The organism is Dactylosporangium aurantiacum, assembly GCF_000716715.1.
GTDB classification, from domain to species: domain Bacteria; phylum Actinomycetota; class Actinomycetes; order Mycobacteriales; family Micromonosporaceae; genus Dactylosporangium; species Dactylosporangium aurantiacum.
This window is the reverse complement of sequence record NZ_JNYJ01000011.1, coordinates 36,610-60,835: the sequence shown is the minus strand read 5'-3', so window position 1 is coordinate 60,835 and position 24,226 is coordinate 36,610. Positions and strand designations below refer to the sequence as shown.

The following is a 24,226-nucleotide window of genomic DNA, read 5'->3' as shown; positions in this document are numbered from 1 at the left end:
ATGGCCGACCCGGTCCCGGATGCTGCACGGCGCCCACCATTGACTGGCTTCGACCAGTTTTACGAGCAGGCATTTCGTCGGGTCGTCGGCCGCATGTTCCTGGTCGTGGGCAACGTCCATCTGGCCGAGGAGCTGGCGCAGGACGCAATGGTGCAGATCATGGATCAATGGGGCGAGCGGCGCGACCGGTCGGTGGAATCGAATGTCGCGTGGACGGTGGCGATCGCGGTCAACCTGGCCCGGCGTCATTGGCGCAGTCTCGCGGTACGGGCCAGGGCCGTGGCCCGCCTGGCGGGGCGCGGCCACTCCGGCGCCGTCTCGCTGGACGTCGAGGCGATCGAGCGGATGGACACCTACGGACTCCTCGCCACACTGCCACGCCGGCAGCGGGAGATCGCGACGTTGTCGGTCCTGTGCGACATGCCGGCGGAGGAGATCGCGGCCGTGCTGGGCATCAGCGCCTCTGCGGTACGTACGCACATGCAACGCGTCCGCAAGCGACTTGCCGGCGGCGTCGGCAAGCCGCTGACCGACGCAGGGGGTGAGCGGTCATGACCCTTCAGCGGCGGGACGACGACGGCAACGGTCGGGTGCGTCGCGCGGTGACCGACGCGGAGCACGCCGTCCAGCGACACCTGACGGTCGACGTGAACGCGGGGATGGCGGACCTCATGGCCCGTCGCGCGCGCCGCGACCGCGACGCGCAGCGCCCGATCCGGCGGCTGCTCGCCCGGATCGCACGCTGGCCGGGCGGCCGGCGACACGAAATTGCACCGCTCGTCGTCATCGAGCACCCGCATGTCGTCGATGCGGACGGACGCTCCGGCTCGGCGGAACCGCCCGTCGTTCCTCGCGGACGCCGTCTGCTCGTGGCGACGGCGCTCGCCGTCATCGCGATCGTGCTGTGTGTCGGCTCCCGAGGCGACCGACCCGCCGATCTTCAGCCCTCACTTCCGCAAACCTCACCGACGGTGACGCCGGCGACGGACAGCGTGTTGGACCCCGAACCGGTCAACATGCGGCTGACCGTCGACGTTCCTGGCCTGCTGAGCGGAGACGCCGCGGTCGAGGAGGCGCTTCGACGGCAGGTGCTGAACGAACCGAGCATCGCCGGACGTCGCGTGGCTCTGGTGCTCACCTATGGTGGTCTGCAGAGGGGTAGCGGCGCGGAGGCCCTGGCTGTCGCCGACCGCGTCAACGCCGTCCTGGCCGCATCGGCAGGCGCGTTCCACGATGCCGTCTACCGGTCGATGATCGGTATCGACGGTGCGCCGGATTCGATCGGCATCGACATCTACCTCGTTCGTTCCGGGCATTCACCCGCGTCGCCGGAGACGTCGCTGGAGCTCGAACCGGTGAGCATGCAGGTGACGGTCGACGCAGCCGGGCTACTGAGCGGACATGCCGATGCCGCGGAGGCGCTCCGGCAGCAGGTGCTGACGGCGCCGAGGATGGTCGGGCGTCGTGCCGGTCTGGTGCTCACGTACGGGGGTGCGCTGGACAGGGGTCCTGCCTCCGCCCTTGCCGTCGCCGCTGCAGTCAACGCTGTCCTGGGTGCATCGGGAGCCACGTTCGACGGCACCGCATACCGGCAGTACGTCAGCCTTGCCGCGCACGAGAACCTGGTGACGCTGGACATCTACCTGTGGCGAACGTAGGTGACGCCGGCGCAGACCGACGCGCGGCCCGCGGACCGACCGGGCACGCAGACGGTCATCGCCGGGCACGCGTTCCTGCGGAACCTCCGCCGGCGCCGGCGGCCACCGGCACCGCGCCGAGCAGGGCCAGGCAGTTCGCCCACAGCGCGTCGAGGCGCCCGGTGCTGTTGTACAGCTTCGCGAACAGCACCTGCCCCTCGAGCTGCGCCACGACCGAGCGGGCCGCCTCGCGCGGGTCGGCGACGGTGACCTCGCCGCGCGCCCGCGCCTCGGCGACGACCCCGGCGACCAGCTCGACCTGGGCGTCGAAGATCTGCTGCAGCCGGGCCCGGATCGGCTCGGTCTGGTTGGACAGCTCCAGCGTCAGGTTGCCGAACAGGCAACCCGTGATGGTGCCGCACGTGCGCTGACCCTCCCGCAGGTCCGCCTCGGTCTTGGCGAACAGCTCCCGCAGCCGGTCCAGCGGCGCCGCGGCATCCTGCAGGATGCGCCGCCACTCGCGGTCCTGCCGCGCCCCCTGCTCGTCGATGACGGCGAGGGCGAGGGCCTCCTTGGACTCGAAGAAGTAGTAGAAGCTGCCCTTGGGCACGCCGGCGGCCGCGCAGATCTCGGCCACGCCCAGCCCCGTGTAGCCGCGGACCTCGATGAGCTCCTGCGCGGCGGTGAGGATCTTCTCGCGGGCGTTGCTGGTGCGTCCCATGCCACAACGATTCCCGACCGGTCGTCTATTGGCAAATAGTAGACCGGTCGTCTAGTTTCGAGTGACCGAACAAGGGAAGGGAAGGTCCACCATGAGCGAGCAGATGCAACGGGTCGCCGTCGTCACGGGCGCTTCGCAGGGCATCGGGGCCGGGGTCGTGGGCGGCTACCGCAAGCTCGGTTACGCCGTCGTCGCCACCTCACGCAGCATCGGCCACTCCGGCGACCCCGCCGTCGTCACCGTCGCCGGGGACATCGCCGACCCGGCCACCGGCGAGCGGGTCATCGCCGCCGCCGTCGAGCGCTTCGGCCGGGTCGACGCCCTGGTCAACAACGCCGGGATCTTCGTCGCCAAGCCGTTCACCGACTACACCGCCGAGGACTACGCGGCGGTGCTCGGCACCAACCTCGGCGGCTTCTTCCGCATCACCCAGCTCGCGGTGGAACGGATGCTGGCCCAGGGCAGCGGGCACATCGTCAACATCACCACCAGCCTGGTCGACAACGCGAGCTCCGGCGTGCCCTCGGTGCTGACCTCGCTCACCAAGGGCGGCCTGCAGTCGGCGACGAAGTCCCTGGCGATCGAGCTGGCGACGCGCGGCGTGCGGGTCAACGCCGTCTCCCCTGGCATCGTGCGTACCCCGATGCACCCGCAGGAGACGCACGGTGCGCTGGCCGGGCTGATGCCGATGGGCCGGCTGGGCGACGTCAGCGACGTCGTGGACGCGATTCTGTACCTGGAGCAGGCGCCGTTCGTCACCGGCGAGATCCTGCACGTCGACGGCGGCCAGAGCGCGGGGCACTGACATGGGCGACGACGAGGCGATCCTGCGCGGCGTGCTGGACCGCTGGCGGGCCGGGATCGGTGCGCACCAACCGGAAGCCGTGGCCGCCTGCTTCACCACCGACGCGATCTTCCAGGGCCTGCACCCCTACGGCGTCGGGCGGCCGGCGGTCGCCGCCTACTACGCCGCCCAGCCGCTCGGCCTCGCCGCCGACTACCGGATCATGGAGACCCGACGGTTCGCCGACGACCTGGTGCTCGGCTACCTGGCCGTGGACTTCACGTTCACCGACGGCCGGCCACCGCTCGCGGTCAGCCTCGGCGTGCTGGTGCGCCGGGTCGGCGACGACTGGTACATCAACCACTACCAGGTCTCCCGACTGCCCTGAGACCGGAACGTCGGGGCGACGATCCCAGGCGGCAGGATCGGCCCGCGGCGGGCCGATCCTGCCGCCGCACCCGGCCCGTCGGCCGCGCCTTCCTGCACGCCACAACCATCCCGCGGCTCACCCTCACCGGGCACGGCGGCCGCGGCACGGACCACAACCAGCGCGCCGGGCCCCGGCTGCAGCCGTCACCCCGGCGTCAGGTGCTTATCCCTTCCCGGGCGGGGCAGGTCGTATCCCGATCGGCGCGCGGCCGAGCCCCGGCACGGGCCCGGCCGCAACAGGTGAGTCTCTTGCGGAAGTGGGCCTTGACGTGTGGGCTTTTTGGGATGCGCTGACAGCCGGCATCGGTCGTCTGACGTTGGCGGAGGGGATTCAGATCATCTCGGCGATCGGTGCGGTCGCCGCGGCGGTCGCCGGTGCCTCGGCCGCCCGCGCGGGGCGCGCCGCGGCCCGCACCGCCGCCAAGCAGCTGCCGGAGCTGCAGCAGCAGGTCGAGCTCGGTACGGCGCAGTCGAAAGCCGCCGACGAGCAGGTCGCCCTCGCTCAGGAGGTCCTCAAAGCCGCCACGGCGGCGGTCCGGGAAGCGGCACGCGCCAGGACGGACGAGCGGGCTCCCCTCGTCGTCGCGCTGTTCGAGGCGCCGAAATGGCCTCCGTTGATCGATGCGACGCGTGATCGGATGCCTTACGGCAACGAGTTGCCACTGCTCGACCATCGATCCGTGGCGCAGGCCGAAGCAGCCTCGCCGGCGCGGCTCTTCCCACGAAATGAGGAGCGGACCCGGCTGCTGTGGTTTCAGACCCGGGGTGTACTGATCAACGAGGGCGCGACCACCGCACGGGTACGACTCGCCGACGAGGCGCAGTTCGTGGAGGCGACCACGGCGAAGCGGGAGCGCCTGTTGCGACCCGGAGAGGTAGCCCTGTTCGAATGGGGAGCGGGTCACACCATTGCGGAATGGGCGGTCGCCCGCGAGCGACCCGACCCACCCAACCCGCTCGGCGCCTGTTTCCTGACGATCACCGTGTTCGACTCGTTCGAGCACGGCATCTTCGACCACATCCACGTCGTCATGAGCGGCCGGCCGATCGTCCCGGTCGACGACTCATTCGACGAGGTGCGACTCGCATCCCTGGAGTCCGAGGCGGAAATGGCCGTCACCGTCTTCCCCACCCGGCGCACGTACCGCTCCGACGGCGTACGAAGGGACCCCCTGCCCTGGGACGGCACGTACGCGGCATGGTGGAGGGAGAACGGCCGGCGCGCCGCAGGACCGAAGGCACCGTCGCACTGACGGCAGCCCCGGCGGGTGCCCTCCGGCACCCTGATGCCGCGCCCGCAGGGTGATGGGCCGCCCCCGTTTGCCGGCCCATGACCCTGGCGCGCGTCTTCCCGGCGGAAGTGCGGATACCTGGTATCGGCACCTCCGCCGGACATCCCCTTACGATCGCCGGACGCGGTGGTGACCGCCAGGTCAATGGGCGGCAGTTGACCGGCAACTTCGCCAGTCGGCATCATGGGCACGGCACCGGTCGGGCCGATGCGCCGGTCCTCGCCCAGCGGGTGCTGGGGCCGGCACGGAAAGGATCGGATGTTCAGCGCGCAGGTACGGGCCCACCGCCGGCGGCTTGGTATGACGCAGGAAGACCTGGCAGCCACAACGGGTGTGAGCGTGCGCACCATCCGTAACCTCGAAGCCGGCCAGACCGGCCGCGCCCGGCCTGCAACGGTACGACGGCTGGCCGACGCGTTCGCGCTCAGCGGCACCGAACGGGACCGGTTCTGCCAGTCCGCGCTCGACGGCACCGACCAGCGGCCCGCAGACGAGGCCCCGACAAGCGCCGCCGGCACTCCCCCGGCGCACGGACGACCCGTTCCGGCGCAACTGCCCGCCGACGTGGCCGGCTTCGTCGGCCGCACCGACCAGCTGCGACAGCTCACCAAGCTGCTCGACGACGATGACCGGCCGACCGCGGTGGTGATCGCCGCGATCGCCGGCACGGCCGGCGTGGGCAAGACCGCCCTCGCGGTGCACTGGGCACACCAGACCCTCGACCGGTTCCCCGACGGGCAGCTGTACGTCAACCTGCGCGGCTATGACCCCGACCAGCCCGCCACCCCCGCCGAGGTGCTGGCCCAGTTCCTCACCGCCCTCGGGGTGCCAGGCACCGACATCCCCGCCGACCTCGACGAACGCGCCGCCCGCTACCGCACCGAGCTCACTGGCCGGCGCCTGCTCATCGCGCTCGACAACGCCGCCACCGTCGACCAGGTCCGTCCCCTCCTCCCTGGAACCGGTTCCTGCCTGGTGGTGGTGACCAGCCGGGACAGCCTCGCCGGACTGGTCGCCGTCAACGGCGCCCACCGCCTCGACCTCGACCTGCTCCCCCCGGCCGACGCGATCACGTTGCTGCGCCGGCTCATCGGCCACCGCGTCGACGTCGACCCTGACGCCGCCACCACCCTCGCCACCCAATGCGCCCATCTCCCCTTGGCGCTACGGATCGCCGCCGAGCTCGCCGTCGCCCGCCCCACCACCCCGCTGGCCGAACTGGTCATGGAACTGGCCGACCAGCAGCACCGCCTGGACCTGCTCGCCGCCGACGGCGACCCCCGCGCCGCCGTCACGGCGGTGTTCTCCTGGTCGATGCGCCACCTGCCGGCCGACGCCGCCCGCACCTTCCGGCTGCTGGGCCTGCACCCCGGCCCCGACATCGATGCCTACGCCACCGCCGCGCTCACCGACACCAGCCTGTCGCAGGCCCGCCTCGCCCTCGACCGGCTCGCCCGGGCCCACCTCGTGCACCCCACCGGCCCGGCCAGGTACGGCATGCACGACCTGCTCCGCGCCTACGCCACCACCCTCACCGCCGAACACGACGCCGACGCCGACCGCCGGGCGGCGTCGACCCGGCTGTTCGACTACTACCTGGTCACCGCCGCGGCCGCCACGCAACAGCTGCGCCTCGTCGATGCCCACAGCCGGCCCGGCACCGCCGCGCCGGCCACCACCCCGACCCCGGACCTGACCGGCCCCGGCGCCGCCCGGCGGTGGCTGGACACCGAACGGCCCTGCCTGGTGGCCGCCGCCGCGCACACCGCCACCCACGGCTGGCCCGTCCACACCGTGCAGTTGTCGATGACCCTGTACCGCTACCTCGAGAGCGGCCACTACATCGACGCGCTCACCATCCACACACACGCCCGCGACGCCGCCCGGCAGACCGGTGATCTGGCCGGGCAGGCCCACGCGCAGCTCGGCCTCGGCACCACCAACGGTCGCCTCGACCGGCTGGAGCTGGCCACGGAGCATTTCGTCCAGGCGTCAGCGCTGTTCCAGCAGGCCGGCGACCTGGTCGGCCAGGCCCGCGTGCTGACGAACCTCGGCGTCGTCGAGGACCATCGAGGCTTCTACCAGGCCGCCGCCGACCGCTCGGAGCAGGCGCTGGCCCTGTACCGACAGACCTCCCACACCACCGGCGAAGCCATAGCGCTGCACAACCTCGGTGTCGCAGAGGACCACCTGGGCCGCCATCAGGCCGCTGCCGACCACCTCGAGCAGGCACTGGCCCTGTACCGACAGACCTCCCACACCATCGGCGAAGCCATGGCGCTGCACAACCTCGGCCTCGCCGAGATGGGGCTGGGCCGCTACCAGGAAGCCGCCGACCGCCAGGAGCAGGCGCTGGCCCTGTACCGACAGGCCGGCTACCCGCGCGGGGAAGCCTGGGCGCTGTTCGGCCTCGGCAGTGTCCAGACCCACCTCGGCCGGCCCGAGCAGGCCATCGCGCTCCACAGGCAGGCCCTCACCCTCTTCCGGGAGTCAGGTGAGCGCGGCGGCGAAATCCGAGCGCTCAACGGCCTGGGCGAAGCCGCCCTCGCCGCCGGCCGCCCTGCCGACGCGCTGACCCACCACATCACGGCCCTGAGCACCAGCGTCATCCCCGATCAGCAGGCCCGCGCCCACACCGGTGCCGGCCGCGCCCACCACCTGCTCGGCGACCTCGTCCGCGCCCGGCACCACTACGAACACGCTCTGGCCCTGCACACCCGCCTCGGCTCACCGGATGCCGACGACGTGGCCGCCCGCCTCGCCGCCCTCGGCGCGCCACCCCGCACCGGCGACGACCAACGCGACTGACGGACCCTCTGCCGCGCCGGCGGACGGCAATCGCGGCCATCTCGGCGTACTGCCGCCGGATGACGTCGCCGACGGGTGCGAGAACTGTCCCCATGCACCGACGTCCGAGCCGGCCTTGGGCACCCGCCCAGGGCCGGCTCGTCACATCGACATCCCTCAGCAGGAGCTTCCGTCGGGCCTGGTCGTGCAGTTGGCCAGCCGGGAGCGCCCACCGGCGGAGAAGCCCACGGCGACCTCGAGCCGGTACTTGTGACTGGCGTTGAGACCGTAGTAGGTGTGCCAGGCGTCGTTCGCGGTGAGGCCGGAACCGGTCTGCGCGACGACGGTGCCGGTGGTGCGGTCGACGAGCTTGACCGCGGTGAGCGACGGCAGCCGGTACCGCAGCCAGTACTGGGAGGAGTGCGGGTAGATGTCCGGCGTGGTGACACAGGTCGTCTTCGAGGGAAAACTCACGTCGCAGTAGACGCTGTCGTACGCCGCCCACGCCGCACCCGGCGTGGCGATGACGGCTGTCGCGGCCGCGAGAACGGTGGCGGCGACACCGATGCTCACCTTGCTCTTCTTGCTCTTCTTGATGCTGTTCGTAGAGGGACGTGTGTCGCGCATGAAGAATTGAGCCTCTCGATAGGTCTGAGGCGGTCTCGTGGGCCGCTTTCTGTCGGCGGTAATCGTCATTCGCACCGCTTGCGCATCGGTAGCGGCGCGGTTGCGTCACTTCGTTCCTCTGCGAATCCGCAGGCCTTGCGACTTGTGAGAGCAATGCCTCGCGTGGTGTGGGCGTTCTGGCTCGGCCGCAACCGCGGCGAGGCCGGCGCGGCGGCGAGCGTGGCCGTCACCGCGAGCGCAATGCCGAGTTCGTGTGCCGGCGGTAGCGCCTCGGTTGCGGCGTGGTTGCGGCTGTCAGCGACCCCGGCCTAGTTTGGTGGCCGAGCGAGCCGATCAAAGCGGGGGACGCAGTGATTGAGTTCAACGTGTTGGGGCCGTTGACGGTGTCGCGCGGTGGCAAAGAGATCCGGCTGCATGCGCCGATGCTGCGTCGGGTGCTGGCCGTCCTGTTGTGCAGCGCGGGACGGCCGGTCCCGGTCGATGTCCTGATCGACTCGATCTGGGAGGGTGCGGCACCGCCGAGCGCCCGCAAGACCCTGCAGATCTACATCCGGCGGCTGCGCCAGGCCCTCGACGATGACCAGCGGGTCCGGCACACGCCCGCCGGGTACGCGGTGCTGGTAAGCCCGGGCGAGCTGGACGAGCACGTCTTCGCCGAGCTGGCCGCGAAGGGCCGCGCCGCCCACCGGGAGTCGGATCTTGTCGCCGCGAGCGCGTGCTTCGCCGACGCGCTTGCGCTGTGGCGCGCGGCCCCGTACGCGGACATCACTGGCGTGCCGCTGGTCACGCAACACGCGCAGCATCTGGAAGAGCAGAGGTTGGCAGTGGTCGAGGACCACGTCGGCGTCGAACTGGAGCTGGGGAGGCACCTCGAGTTGGTGGCTGACCTGACCGTGCAGGTGAAGGCGCAGCCGTACCGGGAGCGGCTGCGCGAGCACCTGATGTTGGCCCTGTACCGCGCCGGCCGGCAGGCGGAGGCGTTGGAGGCGTACCGGCAGGGCCGTGCGCTGCTCGCCGACGAGTTGGGGGTGGAGCCCGCGACAGCGTTGCAGTGGTTGCACGAGGCGATCCTCCGCTCCGATCCGACGCTGGAGCTGGTCCGCACCACCTCCGCTCACGCCGCCGCCGGCGTGCCGGCGCAATTGCCACCCGACGTGGCGGACTTCACCGGCCGGGCCGGCGAGCTCGACCAGCTCGACGCCATCCTGGACGAGACCGCGACCGTGGTGATCACCGCGATCACCGGCTCCGGGGGGATCGGCAAGACCGCCCTGGCGGTGCACTGGGCACATCGAGTGCGGGACCGTTTTCCCGACGGGCAGCTGTACCTGAACCTGCACGGCTATTCGGCCGCAACGCCGACACCGCCGCTCGACGCGCTCGGCCGGCTGCTCCGCGACCTGGGCGTGCCCGCCGAGCAGGTACCGGACGAGCTCGACGAGGCCATTGGCGCGTACCGCAGCCTGCTCGCCGACCGGCGGGTCCTGGTGCTCCTTGACAACGCCAACCATCCAGACCAGATCCGGCCGTTGCTGCCCGGTGGCCCCGGCAGCCTTGCCCTGATCACCAGCAGGGATCGGCTGAGCGGCCTCGTCGCCCGGGACGGTGCCCGCCGGGTGGTGCTCGACGTACTCGCGCCGGACAAAGCGGTCGCGTTGCTGTCCCAGATCGTCGGCGACCGCCGGATCCAGGCCGAGTCTTCGGCCGGTCTCGAACTCGCCGGGGCGTGCTGCTGTCTGCCGTTGGCGTTACGCATTGCCGCCGCCCACCTTGTGGACAACCCGCACCGGCGCGTCGCCGACTACCTCGCGGAGTTGCGTGCCGTCGGCCGCATGGACACGCTGCGCATCGACGGCGACGGCGAAGCTTCGGTACGCGACGCGTTCGACCACTCGTACACGGCGCTCAGGCCCGAGGCACAGCGGTTGTTCCGGCTCCTCGGCCTGGTGCCCGGTCCCGACTTCACTGCCGCCGCGGCGGCGGCCCTGGCCGGCGCCGCACCTGAGGAGGCCCGCCGGCTGCTCGACCAGCTGACTGCCGCGTACCTGGTGGAGCAGCGCGTATCCGGCCGGTACGCGCTGCACGACCTGCTCCGTGACTACGCCAAGGAGCGGGTATCCGACGACATCGAGCAGGGGCTGGCGCAACGGCGGCTGTACGACTGGTACCTGTCTGCCGCCGACGCCGCAGCGAGGTCGCTGTACCCGCAGATGGCCCGGCTGCCCATGCCGTCGCTGACACACGAGGCGACGGGTCTGGACGATCCGACCGCGGCGTCAGCGTTCTTCGATACCGAGCGACCCAACCTGGTGGCTGCCATCCGGCACGCGGCCGAGCACGGCCCGCCGTCGATGGCCTGGCTGCTCACCGATGCCATGCGCGGCCACTTCTGGCACCGCCGTGAGATCGCCGACTGGCTGTCGTGCGGCAGCACCGCACGGGCCGCCGCCGCGGCAGCGGGAGCGCCTGCCGGGGAGGCAGCGGGGGAGCTCGCCCTCGGCAACGCGCGCCACAGCATGGGGGACCACCGCCAGGCAGCGGAGCACCTGGCGCGGGCGCTCACCCTGTGCCGCCGCGCGCAATGGACCCGCGGCGAGATCGGCACCCTGAACAACCTCGGCCTGCTGTGCTGCTACTCCGGCCGGCTCGGCGAGGCAGAACGGTACCTCCGGCGAGTCCTTGAGCTGGCGGACCAGATCGGCACCGAGGAAGGCGTCGCCGCGGCGCTGACCAACCTGGGTCTGGTCTACCTGCAGACCGGCCGGCTGCGGCGCGCCGTCGAGCAGTACACCTTGACCCTGGCCTGGCTTCGCCGTGCCGGGGGCCGCGGCACCAGGGCCATGGCACTGGTCGGCCTCGGGTCCGCCCTCGCGGGCATGGGCCAGGTGGAGACCGCCATGGGGCATCTCAACGAGGCGCTGGCGTTGCACCGTGCGGCCGGCAGCCTGCACGGCGAGGCCACTGCGCTGGTGAACATCGCCGATGTACAGAACCAAGCCGGACAGCACCATGCGGCGCTCGACACGGCCGCCAAGGCGTTGGCCATCTCCCGCCTGGTCACGGACCTCGGCAACGAGGTCGGCGCACTGCGCATGCTCGGCACCGCTCACCGGGCGCTGGCGGATCCGCTGGCCGCGACCGTCCGGTACCGCGAGGCGATCGAGTTGTCCTCCGAGACGGTGCACGGCTACCACCACGCCGCGGCGCTGAGCGGGCTCTCGCTCGCACTCGTCGACCTGCGCCGCCCCGACGAGGCCCGCACCTACGCCCGGCGGGCACTCGCGATCAGCCGCGCGGCCGGGTACCGGCTGCTGGAAGCCGATACACTCGCCGCGCTCAGCCTGGCCCTGTGATCAGTTGACCTGGAGGTCCCGGAACCTCAATCCATGGGCGGTGACCTGCCGGTTCTCGGATACTGCCGAAGACCGCGAGACGGGGTACGCCAGGATGATGCAACGTGCTACTGCGACTGCCCTACCTGGGGCTCACGAGCATGTTCGCCTTTGTACGGCTGCTGCCGATGAGCGACACCTCGGCAGCAACGGCCGGGGCGCCACGCTCGGCCGATCACACATTCGGGACCTGGTCGACGTCACGGCGTTTCGCCCGGGGCCCGCAGGTATTTACTCAAGGCCCGTGCAGTCTTCGGCCCCTTGCCGTAATCCCACGGACTCGGTGTTCATGTCGAGGTCGGTCAGCAACAGATCGCCGACCTCGTGCAGACGGGCGCCGGTGTTGTAGTCGGCGTCTTCGGCTGATTCACCCGGTCCATCGGCGACCAGTCCATCTCGTCCTTGTCAACGAGGTACTTGAAGAACTGCTGCAGTCCCTTGTGCTTGTTCAACGTCCTGCGTGTCAGGGTCCGGACCAGTCGCCGACGAGACCTTCGGTGAGCTTTCGATCTTGAGCAGGAGCATCTCGTCATCCGTCGAGTCAAGGGGTCCAACAGCGGCGTGCTCGACCTCGACGAACTGCTCACACACGAAAAAAGGGCTCCCGCAGACTTGTGACCTGCGAAAACCCTTGCACTGTCGGGACGGCGGGATTCGAACCCACGACCCCTTGACCCCCAGTCAAGTGCGCTACCAAGCTGCGCTACGTCCCGTGCACCCGGACGCCGTCCGGTGCAGCCGCTACAGACTAGCGCATGCCCTCCCCATCCCGCGCACGAGTATCCCCCGTCCCAACTAGGGTGCGGGGATGCGACTTGATCTCGTGACGCTCGTGGTGCGGGAGTACGACCCGGCGATCGCCTTCTTCACCGAGGTGCTGGGCTTCGAGCTGGCCGAGGACTCGCCCTCGACCACGAACGCCGGGGAGCCGAAGCGGTGGGTCGTGGTGCGGCCGCCGGGTGGTGGCACGGGGCTGCTGCTGGCCAAGGCCGACGGTGAGCGGCAGCAGGCGGCGGTCGGGGCGCAGGTGCAGGGGCGGGTCGGGTTCTTCCTGCGGGTGGAGGACTTCGGGGCGGCGGTCGCGCGGATGCGGGCGGCCGGGGTCGAGTTCGTGGGTGAGCCGCGGTCCGAGGTGTACGGCCAGGTCGTCGTCTTCGTGGACATCGCCGGCAACAAGTGGGACCTGCTGGGGCCACCGCGGCGGCAGGACGGGTGACCCGCCCGGGGGAAGGACGCAACCGGCCCGCACCTGGGCACGACGCAGCGGGGTGATGGCGGGGGCGCAGTTATCCGTGGTGAGCTGGACGTATCAGGGACGTCACAGCGCGCTCTCTCTAGGTGACACCACTTGGAGGGCACCATGGGATACCTCACCCCACCGGTGGACGCTCCGCAGCGTCCCGACTCCAGCCAGGACCAGGCCGACGAGAACCTGAAGTCCCGGATCCTCTACCTGCGCTCGTTCCTGCTCATGCGCACCCTGATCGGCGTCATGGGGCTCCTGCTGCCGCTGACGCTCCTGCTCGGCGACGGGTTCCTGTTCGAGGGCGGGAAACCCCGGGGGTCGCTGAGCGCGTACTACTACTCCGGCATGCGGGACATCTTCGTCAGCTGCCTCTGCGTCACCGCGTTCTTCCTGATCTTCTACAAGTTCTTCGAGCGGAACCTGGAGAACACGCTGAGCATCGTCGCGGGTGTCGCGGCGGTGGGGGTGGCGCTGTTCGCGACCGGGCGGCCCGGCGGGGGCACCGTCGCGCTGTCGCCGCTGCAGGAGAAGCTCGGCGAGGGCCTGGTCGAGCAGGTGCACTACGTGTGCGCCGCGACGTTCATCCTGAGCCTCGGTGTGATCAGCTACTTCTTCGGCCGCCGGGAGGGGGTCAGGACGCAGCGGCGCGACGGGCACCGGGCGCGGTTCAGCCCGCGGTTCTGGCGATCGTTCCACTACACGTGCGCGGCCGGGATCGCCGGCGCGGTGGCGTACATCGCGCTGACGAAGGTGTTCGGCTGGCCCGACGCGTACAGCCTCATCATCGGCGAGACCGCGGCGGTGCTGTGCTTCGGCGCGTCGTGGCTGGCGAAGGGCCTCGAGATCGACATCCTGGGCAGCGCGGCGGCGGCCCGGGACCAGATCACGGCGGGCACGACGGAGGAGACGGCAGCAGCGTAGGTGCGGCCGTGGTGCGCGCCTCATCCGGGGCGCGCACCGGCCGAACTCGCCGGCATGGGACTGACCGTCTTCGCCGTGCTGATCGTCGTGGCCGTGGCCGTCGAGGCGCTGCTGCCGCGCCGCGCCGCGCCGCGACCAGAGGCTACTTCTTCCCGCGGGGGCTGTTCTTCTTGCGGGGCTTCACGGTGATGTGGATCGGGGTGCCGAGGAAGTCGAACTCCTCACGCAGCTTGCGCTCCACGAACCGGACGTAGCCGGGGTCGAGCGCGCCGGTGGTGAAGAGCACGAACTTCGGCGGGGACACCCCGGCCTGGGTGGCGAACAGCACGCGCGGGGCGCGCCCGCCGCGGACCGGGTGCGGGGTCTGCTGCACGAGCGCGGTCAGCCACTGGTTCAGCTGGCCGGTCGGCACGCGACGCTCCCAGTTCTCCAGGGCGGTGTTGAGCGCCGGGGCGAGCTTGTCGACGGCCCGGCCGGTCAGGGCGGACACGTTGACCCTGATCGCCCACGGCACCCGCCGCAGCTCCCGCTCGATCTCCTTGCCGAGCTGGTGGCGGCGGTCCTCGTCGACGAGGTCCCACTTGTTGAACGCGATGACGAGGGCCCGGCCGGACTCGATCACCATGGTGATGATCCGCTGGTCCTGTTCGGAGATGACCTCGCTCGCGTCGAGCAGCACGATCGCGACCTCGGACGCCTCGATCGCCGCGTTGGTGCGCAGGGAGGCGTAGTACTCGGTGCCGCTGGCGTGCGCGACGCGCTTGCGCAGCCCGGCGGTGTCGACCATGTGCCAGGTCTGGCCGCCGAAGTCGACGAGGCTGTCGACGGGGTCGACGGTGGTGCCGGCGACGGAGTCGACGACCGCCCGCTCCTCCTTGGCCAGCTTGTTGAGCAGGCTGGACTTGCCGACGTTGGGCCGGCCGACGAGGGCGATGCGGCGCGGGCCGGCCTCGCGCGGCGCGGTGGGCCGGGCGGCGGGCAGCGCGTCGAGGATCTTGTCGAGCAGGTCGCCGGAGCCGCGGCCGTGCAGGGCCGAGACCGGGAACGGCTCGCCGAGGCCGAGCCCCCAGAGACTGGAGATCTCGCTCTCGATGCGGGCGTTGTCGACCTTGTTGGCGACGAGGATCACGGGGCGGCCGCTGCGGCGCAGCATCCGCACGGCGGCCTCGTCGTCGGCGGTCGGCGGGATCGTGGCGTCGACCACGAACAGCACCACGTCGGCGGTCTGCGTGGCGATCTCCGCCTGGGTGGCGATCGCCTTGGCGCGTTCCTTGGCGTCGGGCAGCCAGCCGCCGGTGTCCACGACGGTGAAGTGCCGCCCGGTCCACTCGGCGTCGTAGGCGACCCGGTCGCGGGTGACGCCGGCGACGTCCTCGACGACCGCCTGCCGGCGGCCCAGGATCCGGTTGACGAGGGTTGACTTGCCGACGTTGGGCCGGCCGACGACGGCGACGATCGGCACACTCAGCTCGACGTCATCGACAACGTCGACGTCGACCTCGGCACCTGTGGATGCCTCAGCGCTCACGGGGATCCTTTGTTCACGGCCGGGGGGGCCGGCGCTCGCCTATGCGGTGACCTTGTCCAGCATCCGCTGGAGGCGCTCGACCACCTCGTCGATGCCGAGCGTGGTGGTGTCGAGCACGACCGCGTCGTCGGCTTGGCGAAGTGGATCCGCGGCGCGCGTCGAGTCAAGTCTGTCACGCCGGGCCAGGTCGGCTGCGGTCGCGGCCTGGTTGGCGGCGTTCTCGGTGCTCCGGCGCCGGGCCCGCTCGTCCGCGGAGGCGGTGAGGTAGACCTTGAGGTCGGCGTCGGGGGCGACGACGGTGCCGATGTCGCGGCCCTCGACCACGATGCGCGGCGCGCCGGCGATGATGTCCCGCTGCAGCGCCACGAGCAGCGCCCGCACGCCGGGGACGGCGGACACGGCGGACACCGCCTGGGTGACCTCGGCGCCGCGGATCTCGCGGTCGACGCCGACGCCGTCGACGCTGATGTGCGGCGCGGCCGGGTCGGTGCCGATGCCGATGGTGACGCCGGTCGCGACCGCGTGGATCTTCTCCGCGTCGCCCAGGTCGACGTTGTCGCGCAGCACGGCCCAGGTCACGGCCCGGTACATGGCGCCGGTGTCCAGGTAGCGGGCGTCGAGCGCCTGCGCCACCCGGCGCGAGATCGTGGACTTGCCGGAGCCGGACGGCCCGTCGACGGCAACCACCAGCTGGCCGCGCTGTCCTGACACGCCCACTCCTTCACCCTGACGACCCCTGCTGTTCGACAGTACTTGACCGGCCAATGGCCCTACCTCACGGGAGGACGTCGTCGCAGGAGGGTGGCACATCGCACGGTGGACACGCCGCACCGTCGGTGCGGTCCGCCTCGCGCAGGTGCGCCAGGACGGTGTCGTTGAGGTCGAGTAGCGCCTCGACGTGCCGCGGGTCCAGCGCGTCGAAGAACCAGCGCCGCACGTGCGCGACGTGCAGCGGCGCGGCGGCGGTGATCGCCTCCCAGCCGGCCTCGGTGAGCGTGACGAACGCGCCGCGGGGGTCGTCGGGGCAGGGCTCCCTGACGACCAGGCCGCGGCTGGTCATGCGGGTGATCTGGTGGGTGAGGCGGGTCTTCTCCCAGTCGGCGGCGACGCGCAGCTGGAACACCCGCAGCCGCCCGCCGGGCGCCTCGGAGAGGCTGACCAGCACCGCGTAGTCGGCGCTGGACAGCCCCGTCTCCTGCTGGAGCTGGCGGGCAATACGACCCCGGACGGCGGCGTTGACCGCGAGGAAGCCGCGCCAGGCGCGCTGCTCGCGCTCGTCGAGCCAGTTGGGATCCGTCACACCTGCATCCTACGTCCTTGGGTGACATGTCACCGTGGGTCTGCGCTAGTGTGTCGGTGACACGTCACCCATGACGATGAGAAGGTTGTGCCATGACCAAGATCGGAATCATTCTCGGCAGCACCCGTCCCGGCCGGAACGGTGAAGCCGTCGCCAAGTGGGTCTACGACATCGCGAGCCGCCGCTCCGACGCGGAGTACGAGCTGGTCGACCTGCTGGACTACGCCCTGCCGCACCTGGATGAGGCCGTCCCGGCGGCGATGGGGCAGTACGCCAACGAGCACACGAAGCAGTGGGCGGCGAAGATCGCCGAGCTGGACGGCTTCGTGTTCGTGACGCCGGAGTACAACCACTCCACCAGCGGCGCGCTGAAGAACGCCATCGACTTCGTGTACGCGGAGTGGAACAACAAGGCGGCGGGCTTCGTCAGCTACGGCTCGGCCGGTGGCACCCGCGCGGTCGAGCACCTGCGCCTGATCATGGGCGAGCTCCAGGTGGCGGACGTGCGGGCGCAGGTGGCGCTGTCGCTGTTCACCGACTTCGAGAACTTCTCGTCGTTCAAGCCGGGGCCGCAGCACGAGGGCACGCTGGGGGTCGTGCTCGACCAGACGGTGAGCTGGGCCAAGGCTCTGGAGGCGGTCCGCAAGGGCTGACCCGTGGACGCGCGACCGGACCCGGCAGGCGCGCCGGGCCCGGCCGCGACCGTACCGGCGGCGGCGGGCGGGTCAGCCCGCCGCCGCTCGGGCGAACCGAGCCGCCAGGGCGGCGGTCGCCTCCCGCAGCTGCGGCGGCCCGATCAGCTCCACCTCCACGTCGAACATGCCGAACCACGCGGCCAGCCCGGTCCACGACCACGACCCGGCGCTGACCCGGCACCGGTCCGGGGCGACGTCCTCCACGATCGCCTGGCCCCTGGTCCACTCCGTGATCGCCGCCGCCGGCGCGTGCAGGATCGCCTCGCCGCGGCACGGCAGGGGGTCGTGGCCCTCGAAGCGCTCCGCCACGAACGCGGCCACGTCCGCCGCCGGCAGCGGCCGCGGCGCGAACCGGGGACCGTTCGGCGTGCGCAGCGTCATCCGGTCCACCCGGTACGTGCGCCAGTCCGCCCGGTCGAGGTCGTAGCCGATGAGATACCAGCGCCCGCCCCAGGTCACCACGTGGTGCGGCTCGACCCGGCGCCGGTCCCCGGCCTGCCCCGCGGCGAGCTCCCGCACGCCGGCGTAGTCGAAGCGCAGGACCTCCCGGGCCCGCACCGCCTGCCCGATCGCCAGCAGGACCGCGGTGTCGACCCGCGACGGCTGCCAGCCGGCCTTCGCCACCCTGGTCACCTGCAGCGCGTCGACCCGCTGCCGCAGCCGGGCGGGCATCACCTGGCGCACCGTCGCCAGGGCGCGCAACGCCGCCTCCTCCACCCCCTCGACCGACATCGTCGCGGTCTGCAGCGCCACCGCGACCGCGACCGCCTGGTCGTCGTCGAACAGCAGCGGCGGCAGCTCCGAGCCGGCGTCGAGCCGGTACCCGCCGTCCGGGCCGCGGGTGGCCTGCACCGGGTACCCGAGCTCGCGCAGCCGGTCGACGTCGCGCCGCACCGTGCGCGGGCTCACCTCGAGCCGGTCGGCGAGGGTCTGCCCGGGCCAGTCGCGGCGCGCCTGCAGCAGCGACAGCAGCGCGAGGAGGCGGGCCGAGGTCTCCAACATGTTCCCCAGTATCGCCCGGCGTTCAGGACAGGAACTGTCCGCATCTGCTGGCAACGTCACCGGCATGATTCACACCAGGGCACTGACGAAGGACTTCGTCGTCAACCGGCGCACCACGGTGCACGCGGTGCGCGGCATCAGCTTGGACATCGGTCCCGGTGAGCTCGTCGCGGTCCTCGGCCCCAACGGCGCCGGCAAGACCACCACGCTGCGGATGCTCACCACGCTGATCGCCCCGACCAGCGGCACCGCCACCGTCGCCGGGCACGACGTGGCGACCGAGGCCGCGCGGGTTCGCCGGCAGATCGGGTACGTCGGGCAGGGCAACGGCGCCGGGCACATCCACCGCGTCCACGACGAGCTGCGCACCCAGGGCCGCATCTACGGCCTGGACCGGGCCGCCGCCACCCGGCGCACCGACGAGCTGCTCGAGGCGCTCGACCTCGCCGAGCTGCGCGACCGGAAGGTCTCCGACCTGTCCGGCGGCCAGCGGCGCCGGCTCGACGTGGCGATCGGCCTGGTGCACGCGCCGCGGCTGCTCTTCCTGGACGAGCCGTCCACCGGTCTCGACCCGCAGAACCGGGCGAACCTGTGGCAGCACATCCTGCGCATGCGCGAGGAGCACCGGATGACGATCGTGCTCACCACCCACTACCTCGACGAGGCCGACACCATGGCCGAGCGGGTCGTGGTCGTCGACCACGGCGAGGTGATCGCCGACGACACCGCCGCCGCGCTGAAGGCGAAGCTCGCCGGCGACAAGCTGATCCTGACCGGCGACGACCTGACGCTGCTGGCGAAGGCCGCCGCGCAGCTGCCCGGCGCCCGGGACCTCACCGAGACGTCCGGGGTCCTGAGCCTGCGGGTCAACGACGGACCCGCGGCGCTGCCGGAGCTGATCGCCGCAGTGCCGGGCGGTGTGCGTACCGCCGAGATCCAGCGCCCCACCCTCGACGACGTCTTCCTGTCCCTGACCGGCCGCAACCTCCGGGAGCACTCATGAGTGGCCCGCAGCGCAGCGGAGGTGACGTCATGAGCACCTTGGCACTTCGTGACGTCGGCATCGTCGCGGCCCGCGAGCTGCGGCCGCTGCTGCGCTCGCCGTTCTCGCTGATCTTCGGGATGATCCAGCCGCTGGTGTTCCTGGCCCTGTTCGGGCCGCTGCTCGTCGGCTCGCTGCGCGGGCAGCAGGGCGGCCTCGGCGACGACGTGTGGCAGTGGTTCGTCCCCGCGATCCTCGTCATGACCACGCTGTTCGGCACGTCGACGGTCGGGGCGAACCTGCTCGGCGAGTTCGTCACCGGCGCCCACGAGCGGATGCTCGTGACCCCGCTCGCCCGGCACGCGCTGCTCGTCGGCCGCGCCCTGAAGGAGATGGTGCCGCTCGCCGGGCAGGCGCTCGTCATCGTGCTGGTGATGCTGCCCTTCGGCTTCGACCTGCACCCCACCGGCGCGCTGCTCGGCCTGGCCCTGCTCACCGTCTTCGGCGTCGGGCTCGGCTCGCTCAGCTACGCGCTCGCGGTGGCCGTACGCCGCAACGACTGGATGTTCTGGGTCGTGCACCAGACGCTGCTGTTCCCGCTCATGATCCTGTCCGGGATGCTGCTGCCCCTGGAGACCGGGCCGGGCTGGATGCGGGCGCTGTCGCACTGCAACCCCCTCGCCCACATGGTGACCGCGGAGCGTCTGCTCTTCGCCGGTACGGTCGGCGACCGCGCCGTGCTGTGGGGCGCGATCGCCGCGGCCGCGACGGCGGTCGTCGGGCTGGCCGTCGGCATCCGGGCGATGCGCCGCTCCACCTGAGGTCCGGGGGCTACTCCCCCACGGCCTTGAACAACGCGCCGATCTCCGCCTGGGACAGGTGCCGGGTCCTGCCCGGGCGGAGATCGCCGAGCCGGATCGGGCCGATCTGCGTGCGGATCAGCCGCTGCACCGGGAACCCGACCGCGTCGAACATCCGCCGCACGATGTGGTTGCGCCCCTCGTGCAGGACCACCTCGACGAGCGCGACCTTGCCGTACGCGTCGACGACCCGGAACGAGTCGACCTTCGCCGGCCCGTCGTCGAGCTGCACGCCGGCCTTCAGCTCGCGGCCCATCGCCCGCGGCACCGGCCCGGCGATCTCCACCTGGTAGGTCTTCGCCACCTCGTACGAGGGATGCATGAGCTTGTGCGCGAGCCCGCCGTCGTTCATGAGCAGCAGCAGGCCCTCGCTGTCGAGGTCGAGCCGGCCGACGTGGAAGACCCGGGTGGTGAGGTTGGGCACGTAGTCGGCGAGCGCCTCGCGGCCCTTCTCGTCGTCCATCGTGGACACCACGCCGCGCGGCTTGTTCAGCGCGAGGTACACCAGCCGCGTGTCGGTGACCAGCCGCGACCCGTCGACGTGGATGACGTCACGGGTCGCGTCGGCCTTGTCGCCGAGGGTGGCCTCCTTGCCGTTGACGGTGACGCGGCCCTCGTCGATCATCCGCTCGCAGGTGCGCCGCGACCCGAGCCCGGCCGCGGCCAGGATCTTCTGCAGCCGCTCCTCGTGCCGGGGCGCGACCGCGTCCGGCGGCGCGTCGAACGCGGAACCCTCGAAGGTCAGCGGCGGGTCCTCGAACCGGTCGTCGGGATGGGTGGACGGGTCAACGCTGGGCATCGGCGATCTCATCAATGTCGTCGGGAAGGAACGGGGCGAGCGGCGGCAGCTGGTCGACGCTGTCCAGGCCGAGTTTCTCCAGGAACAGCGACGTCGTCCGGTACAGGAACGCCCCGCTTTCGGGCTCACTGCCGGTCTCCTCGATCAGACCCCGCGTCACCAGCGTACGGACCACGCCGTCGCAGTTCACACCGCGGATGGCCGAGATGCGCGATCTGGTCACCGGCTGCTTGTACGCGACCACGGCGAGTGTCTCCAGGGCTGCCTGGGTGAGGCGGATCTGCTGGCCGTCGAGGACGAACTTCTCCACGTACGGGGCGTACTCCGCCCGGGTGTACAGCCGCCACCCGCCCGCGACCCGGCGCAGGTCGAAGCCGAGGCCGAGCTGCGTGTAGTGCCGGGAGATGTCCTCCAGCACCGCGCGGATGCGGTCGACGGGCTGGTCGAGCACCTGCGCGAGGCTGACCTCGGTGGCCGGCTCGTCGACGATGAGCAGGATCGCCTCGACGGCGCCGCGCAGCTCGGCGTCGGACATGACCGGGGCCGGGGCCTCGGCGGGCGCGGTCTGCGCGGCGGGCGGCTCCGCCTGCGCGGGCACGTCGAGCTCCGCGACCGGCTCCGCGACCGGCTCCGCGACCGGCTCCGCGACCGGCTCCGCGACCGGCTCCGCGACCGGCTCCGCGACCGGCTCGGTCTCAAGGTCCGTCTCGGTGGCCGACTCGGGCTCGGCGACCGGCTCGGCCTCGGCAACCGGCTCAGGCTCGGGCTCGGGCTCGGGCTCGGCGACCGGCTCGGCCTCAGCGACCGGCCCGCAACCGGCTCAGGCTCCGCAACCGGCTCAGGCTCCGCAACCGGCTCAGGCTCCGCAACCGGCTCAGGCTCCGCAACCGGCTCAGGCTCCGCGACCGGCGCAGGCTCCGCGACCGGCGCAGGCTCCGCGGCTGGTTCGGGTTCGGGTTCCGGGGTGGGTTCGGCCGGCGGCTGGGGGCGCGCCCAGGGCGGGACCCAGTTCGCCGCCTGGTCGGCGAGCGACCTCGACTGGTCGTCCTGGCTCACTGGTCCACCTCGCTGTCCTGACCGTCCTGCTCACGCACGTGTGACCCGCCGCCGGCCGGCCCGTCCCCGTCCCGGTCCTCGGCGTCCGGTGGGGCCGCCGGGGCCGGGGCCGCCGCGGGGTCCGGGGGCGGTGCGGGCGTGCCCTCGTACTCCTCGACCTCGATCGTGGCGGCCGCCGCGTCGTCCGGCCCGGTCCACCGCACGAGCAGCTCGCCGAGCGCCTGGACCTGCTCGAAGGAGACCAGGTCCTCCCGGTACAACTCCAGCAGGGCCAGGAACCGGGCGACAACCTCCAGGGTCGACCCGCAGTCGATGCACAGCGCGCTGAACGTCGCCTCGCGCTGCTCGATGAGCCGGTCACGGACGATGTTGGCGTGTTCGCGGACGCTGACGCGGACCATGTGGATGTGGGCGATCGACACGACGGGCGGGCCGGCCTTCGGGGTGAACGCCTTCAGCGCCAGCTTCAGCAGGCGGGCCGGGCCGACGCCGAGGACCAGGTCGGGCAGGGCCTCGGCGTACTGCGGCTCGAGGGACACGGAGCGGGGGTAGCGGCGCGAGCCGACCGCTTCGAGGCCGGCGATGTGCGCGGCGGCCTCCTTGAACGCCTTGTACTGCAGCAGCCGCGCGAACAGCAGGTCGCGGGCCTCGAGCAGGGCGAGGTCCTCCTCGTTCTCCACGGTGGCCGACGGCAGCAGCCGGGCCGCTTTCAGGTCGAGCAGGGTGGCGGCGACGACCAGGAACTCCGAGGCCTCGTCGAGGTCCCAGTCGTCGCCCATGGCGCGGATGTACGCGATGAAGTCGTCGGTGACCGTGTGCAGCGCGACCTCGGTGACGTCGAGCTTGTGCTTGCCGATCAGCTGCAGCAGCAGGTCGAACGGGCCGGTGAAGTTGGCCAGCCGCACCTGGAAGCCCGACGGCGCCGGGTCCGTGCCGGCGGCCGCCGCGAGCGCGTCCCCGGGCGCCGGCGACGCGCCGGGGGACGGCGCGGCAGCAAGGGCCGGTGCGGCGTCGGGCGACGGCGCGGCGGGTTCGGCGGCAGGCGCCGGCCCGGCATCCGCGGTGGCGGGCGCCGACGCGGCGTCCACGGTGGCGGGGTCGGTCACCGGAAGACCGTAGCGCAGCGGGACCGGATCGCCGCTACAGGCGCCGCTCGGCCTGCTGGGCGATGACCTCGCGGGCCAGCTGCCGGTAGTTGCGGGCGCCGGACGACGACGGGTCGAGGGTGGTGATCGGCGCGCCGGCGACCGTGGACTCGGGGAACTTCACGGTCTTGGTGATCACGGTCTGGTACACCTTGTCGCCGAACGCCTCGACGACCCGCTGCAGCACCTGGCGGCAGTGCGTGGTGCGGCTGTCGTACATGGTGGCGAGGATGCCCTCGAGCTCGAGGTCGAAGTTGAGCCGCTCGCGGACCTTGTCGATCGTGTCGAGCAGCAGCGCGACACCGCGCAGCGAGAAGAACTCGCATTCGAGGGGGATCATGACGCCGTGCGCGACGGTGAGCGCGTTGATCGCCAGCAGGCCCAGCGAGGGCTGGCAGTCGATCAGGATGTAGTCGTACTCCTTCAGCACCGGGCGCAGCACCCGGGCCAGGGCCATCTCCCGGGCGACCTCGGTGACCAGCTGGATCTCCGCGGCCGACAGGTCGATGTTGGCCGGCAGCAGGTGCAGGCCCGCGATGTCGGTCTTGATCCGGATGTCCTCGACGGTCACGTCGGAGTCCATCAGGATGTTGTAGATCGTCAGGTCGAGGTTGTGCGGGTTGACGCCGAGGCCGACCGACAGGGCACCCTGCGGGTCGAAGTCGACGAGCAGGACCCGCCGCCCGTACTCGGCGAGGGCCGCGCCCAGGTTGATGGTCGACGTGGTCTTGCCCACGCCGCCCTTCTGGTTGGCCATCGCGATGATCCGCGCCGGGCCGTGCCGGTCCATCGGCATCGGCTCGGGGATCGGCTTGCGCATCGTGTAGGCCGTCGGATCCGCCGGCCCGAGCTCCGCGCCGAGGTCAAGCGATGCCTGCTCGGCGCGCATCGTGGTCGTCCACGACTCCGCCTGGTCGCCCATGCCTGTCATCGAAACTCTTCGCCCCTCCCGGCGGCTCATCTCCACCCGGGGCCGATTCGTCGTCGGCGATCTGGGGAAGCGGGACGGCCGTTGCCCGACTG

Annotated in this window: 21 protein-coding genes, 1 tRNA gene and 1 pseudogene; 12 read left to right on the top strand and 11 right to left on the bottom strand. The window is 71.7% G+C overall.

All coding sequences use genetic code 11. From position 1 onward, the window contains the following. Together OP18_RS55115 and OP18_RS14825 are read left to right on the top strand one after the other, a co-directional pair. Positions 1–555, top strand: coding sequence for an RNA polymerase sigma factor (locus OP18_RS55115; protein WP_162189796.1), 555 nt, complete (start codon positions 1–3; stop codon positions 553–555). After that, positions 552–1,658 carry a hypothetical protein gene (locus tag OP18_RS14825; protein ID WP_033359464.1) on the top strand — a complete coding sequence of 369 codons (1,107 nt, stop codon included), beginning with the start codon at positions 552–554 and terminating at the stop codon, positions 1,656–1,658. The genes OP18_RS55115 and OP18_RS14825 overlap by 4 nt, the downstream gene beginning before the upstream one ends. Before the next feature lie 55 nt (positions 1,659–1,713). Here OP18_RS14825 and OP18_RS14820 read toward each other — a convergent pair whose 3' ends face one another. After that, complete coding sequence (locus OP18_RS14820; RefSeq protein WP_033359463.1) at positions 1,714–2,358, bottom strand: TetR/AcrR family transcriptional regulator; 645 nt, start codon at positions 2,356–2,358, stop codon at positions 1,714–1,716. Positions 2,359–2,449: 91 nt separating this feature from the next. Here OP18_RS14820 and OP18_RS14815 point away from each other — a divergent pair, with 91 nt between their 5' ends. From OP18_RS14815 to OP18_RS14800, 4 genes are all read left to right on the top strand, one after another. After that, positions 2,450–3,163, top strand: coding sequence for an SDR family NAD(P)-dependent oxidoreductase (locus OP18_RS14815; protein ID WP_033359462.1), 714 nt, complete (start codon positions 2,450–2,452; stop codon positions 3,161–3,163). 1 nt (position 3,164) lies between these two features. Beyond that, complete coding sequence (locus tag OP18_RS14810; protein ID WP_033359461.1) at positions 3,165–3,530, top strand: YybH family protein; 366 nt, start codon at positions 3,165–3,167, stop codon at positions 3,528–3,530. Positions 3,531–3,828: 298 nt separating this feature from the next. Then, positions 3,829–4,824, top strand: coding sequence for a hypothetical protein (locus tag OP18_RS14805; protein WP_033359460.1), 996 nt, complete (start codon positions 3,829–3,831; stop codon positions 4,822–4,824). Positions 4,825–5,046: 222 nt separating this feature from the next. Then, positions 5,047–7,671: a tetratricopeptide repeat protein gene (locus OP18_RS14800; RefSeq protein ID WP_081970760.1), complete on the top strand. Its 2,625-nt coding sequence runs from the start codon at positions 5,047–5,049 to the stop codon at positions 7,669–7,671. A gap of 156 nt (positions 7,672–7,827) precedes the next feature. Here the strand turns inward: OP18_RS14800 and OP18_RS14795 are convergent, their stop codons facing one another. Then, complete coding sequence (locus tag OP18_RS14795) at positions 7,828–8,277, bottom strand: hypothetical protein (protein WP_156089528.1); 450 nt, start codon at positions 8,275–8,277, stop codon at positions 7,828–7,830. A 350-nt stretch (positions 8,278–8,627) separates the two neighbouring features. Here OP18_RS14795 and OP18_RS14790 point away from each other — a divergent pair, with 350 nt between their 5' ends. After that, positions 8,628–11,630 (top strand): AfsR/SARP family transcriptional regulator, encoded by a 3,003-nt coding sequence (locus tag OP18_RS14790; protein ID WP_156089527.1) that lies wholly within the window; start codon positions 8,628–8,630, stop codon positions 11,628–11,630. A gap of 678 nt (positions 11,631–12,308) precedes the next feature. Here OP18_RS14790 and OP18_RS14785 read toward each other — a convergent pair. Further along, a tRNA-Pro gene (locus OP18_RS14785) sits at positions 12,309–12,382 on the bottom strand. A gap of 95 nt (positions 12,383–12,477) precedes the next feature. On the opposite strand from OP18_RS14785, the gene OP18_RS14780 reads away from it, so the two are divergent. Both OP18_RS14780 and OP18_RS52495 read left to right on the top strand, forming a co-directional pair. Continuing rightward, complete coding sequence (locus OP18_RS14780; protein WP_033359458.1) at positions 12,478–12,885, top strand: VOC family protein; 408 nt, start codon at positions 12,478–12,480, stop codon at positions 12,883–12,885. Between the two features lie 144 nt (positions 12,886–13,029). Continuing rightward, positions 13,030–13,836 (top strand): hypothetical protein, encoded by an 807-nt coding sequence (locus OP18_RS52495; protein WP_156089526.1) that lies wholly within the window; start codon positions 13,030–13,032, stop codon positions 13,834–13,836. Positions 13,837–13,978: 142 nt separating this feature from the next. Here the strand turns inward: OP18_RS52495 and der are convergent, their stop codons facing one another. The 3 genes from der to OP18_RS14760 form a co-directional block, all read right to left on the bottom strand. After that, entirely contained in the window at positions 13,979–15,364 is a 1,386-nt protein-coding gene (der, locus tag OP18_RS14770; protein ID WP_211273551.1) for a ribosome biogenesis GTPase Der, read from the bottom strand. Positions 15,365–15,403: 39 nt separating this feature from the next. Further along, complete coding sequence (cmk, locus tag OP18_RS14765; protein ID WP_245635385.1) at positions 15,404–16,075, bottom strand: (d)CMP kinase; 672 nt, start codon at positions 16,073–16,075, stop codon at positions 15,404–15,406. Between the two features lie 64 nt (positions 16,076–16,139). Beyond that, entirely contained in the window at positions 16,140–16,664 is a 525-nt protein-coding gene (locus OP18_RS14760; protein WP_063745512.1) for a MarR family winged helix-turn-helix transcriptional regulator, read from the bottom strand. Positions 16,665–16,756: 92 nt separating this feature from the next. Between OP18_RS14760 and OP18_RS14755 the strand changes: the two genes are divergently transcribed. Next, positions 16,757–17,317, top strand: a complete 561-nt coding sequence (locus OP18_RS14755) for an NADPH-dependent FMN reductase (RefSeq protein WP_033359456.1) — start codon at positions 16,757–16,759, stop codon at positions 17,315–17,317. A gap of 72 nt (positions 17,318–17,389) precedes the next feature. On the opposite strand, the gene OP18_RS14750 is transcribed toward OP18_RS14755, so the two are convergent. Continuing rightward, the gene (locus tag OP18_RS14750) at positions 17,390–18,361 is read right to left on the bottom strand and encodes a helix-turn-helix transcriptional regulator (protein ID WP_033359455.1); all 972 of its coding nucleotides are present in this window, start codon (positions 18,359–18,361) and stop codon (positions 17,390–17,392) included. A gap of 64 nt (positions 18,362–18,425) precedes the next feature. On the opposite strand from OP18_RS14750, the gene OP18_RS14745 reads away from it, so the two are divergent. Both OP18_RS14745 and OP18_RS14740 read left to right on the top strand, forming a co-directional pair. Next, on the top strand, positions 18,426–19,364 hold the full coding sequence (locus tag OP18_RS14745) for an ATP-binding cassette domain-containing protein (protein WP_033359454.1): 939 nt from the start codon (positions 18,426–18,428) through the stop codon (positions 19,362–19,364). Positions 19,365–19,393: 29 nt separating this feature from the next. Beyond that, on the top strand, positions 19,394–20,164 hold the full coding sequence (locus OP18_RS14740; RefSeq protein WP_033359453.1) for an ABC transporter permease: 771 nt from the start codon (positions 19,394–19,396) through the stop codon (positions 20,162–20,164). Between the two features lie 10 nt (positions 20,165–20,174). Here the strand turns inward: OP18_RS14740 and OP18_RS14735 are convergent, their stop codons facing one another. From OP18_RS14735 to OP18_RS14720, 4 genes and pseudogenes are all read right to left on the bottom strand, one after another. Further along, on the bottom strand, positions 20,175–21,002 hold the full coding sequence (locus tag OP18_RS14735) for a pseudouridine synthase (RefSeq protein ID WP_081970757.1): 828 nt from the start codon (positions 21,000–21,002) through the stop codon (positions 20,175–20,177). After that, positions 20,989–21,693: pseudogene (gene scpB / locus OP18_RS14730) on the bottom strand (SMC-Scp complex subunit ScpB); the annotation flags it as partial. The gene OP18_RS14735 and the pseudogene scpB, both read right to left, overlap by 14 nt. Positions 21,694–22,054: 361 nt before the next feature. Continuing rightward, entirely contained in the window at positions 22,055–23,164 is a 1,110-nt protein-coding gene (locus OP18_RS14725) for a segregation and condensation protein A (protein ID WP_245635384.1), read from the bottom strand. 34 nt (positions 23,165–23,198) lie between these two features. Beyond that, positions 23,199–24,134, bottom strand: coding sequence for a ParA family protein (locus OP18_RS14720; protein WP_033359452.1), 936 nt, complete (start codon positions 24,132–24,134; stop codon positions 23,199–23,201). Positions 24,135–24,226: the final 92 nt, after the last annotated feature.

Excerpts from the sequence above, each read along its gene's own strand:
- OP18_RS55115 (WP_162189796.1), top strand. The coding sequence starts at position 1 with ATGGCCGACCCGGTCCCGGATGCTGCACGGCGCCCACCATTGACTGGC.
- OP18_RS14825 (WP_033359464.1), top strand. The coding sequence starts at position 552 with ATGACCCTTCAGCGGCGGGACGACGACGGCAACGGTCGGGTGCGTCGC.
- OP18_RS14820 (WP_033359463.1), bottom strand. The coding sequence starts at position 2,358 with ATGGGACGCACCAGCAACGCCCGCGAGAAGATCCTCACCGCCGCGCAG.
- OP18_RS14815 (WP_033359462.1), top strand. The coding sequence starts at position 2,450 with ATGAGCGAGCAGATGCAACGGGTCGCCGTCGTCACGGGCGCTTCGCAG.
- OP18_RS14810 (WP_033359461.1), top strand. The coding sequence starts at position 3,165 with ATGGGCGACGACGAGGCGATCCTGCGCGGCGTGCTGGACCGCTGGCGG.
- OP18_RS14800 (WP_081970760.1), top strand. The coding sequence starts at position 5,047 with ATGGGCACGGCACCGGTCGGGCCGATGCGCCGGTCCTCGCCCAGCGGG.
- OP18_RS14795 (WP_156089528.1), bottom strand. The coding sequence starts at position 8,277 with ATGCGCGACACACGTCCCTCTACGAACAGCATCAAGAAGAGCAAGAAG.
- OP18_RS14780 (WP_033359458.1), top strand. The coding sequence starts at position 12,478 with ATGCGACTTGATCTCGTGACGCTCGTGGTGCGGGAGTACGACCCGGCG.
- OP18_RS52495 (WP_156089526.1), top strand. The coding sequence starts at position 13,030 with ATGGGATACCTCACCCCACCGGTGGACGCTCCGCAGCGTCCCGACTCC.
- OP18_RS14755 (WP_033359456.1), top strand. The coding sequence starts at position 16,757 with ATGACCAAGATCGGAATCATTCTCGGCAGCACCCGTCCCGGCCGGAAC.
- OP18_RS14750 (WP_033359455.1), bottom strand. The coding sequence starts at position 18,361 with ATGTTGGAGACCTCGGCCCGCCTCCTCGCGCTGCTGTCGCTGCTGCAG.
- OP18_RS14745 (WP_033359454.1), top strand. The coding sequence starts at position 18,426 with ATGATTCACACCAGGGCACTGACGAAGGACTTCGTCGTCAACCGGCGC.
- OP18_RS14740 (WP_033359453.1), top strand. The coding sequence starts at position 19,394 with ATGAGCACCTTGGCACTTCGTGACGTCGGCATCGTCGCGGCCCGCGAG.
- OP18_RS14735 (WP_081970757.1), bottom strand. The coding sequence starts at position 21,002 with ATGCCCAGCGTTGACCCGTCCACCCATCCCGACGACCGGTTCGAGGAC.
- OP18_RS14720 (WP_033359452.1), bottom strand. The coding sequence starts at position 24,134 with ATGACAGGCATGGGCGACCAGGCGGAGTCGTGGACGACCACGATGCGC.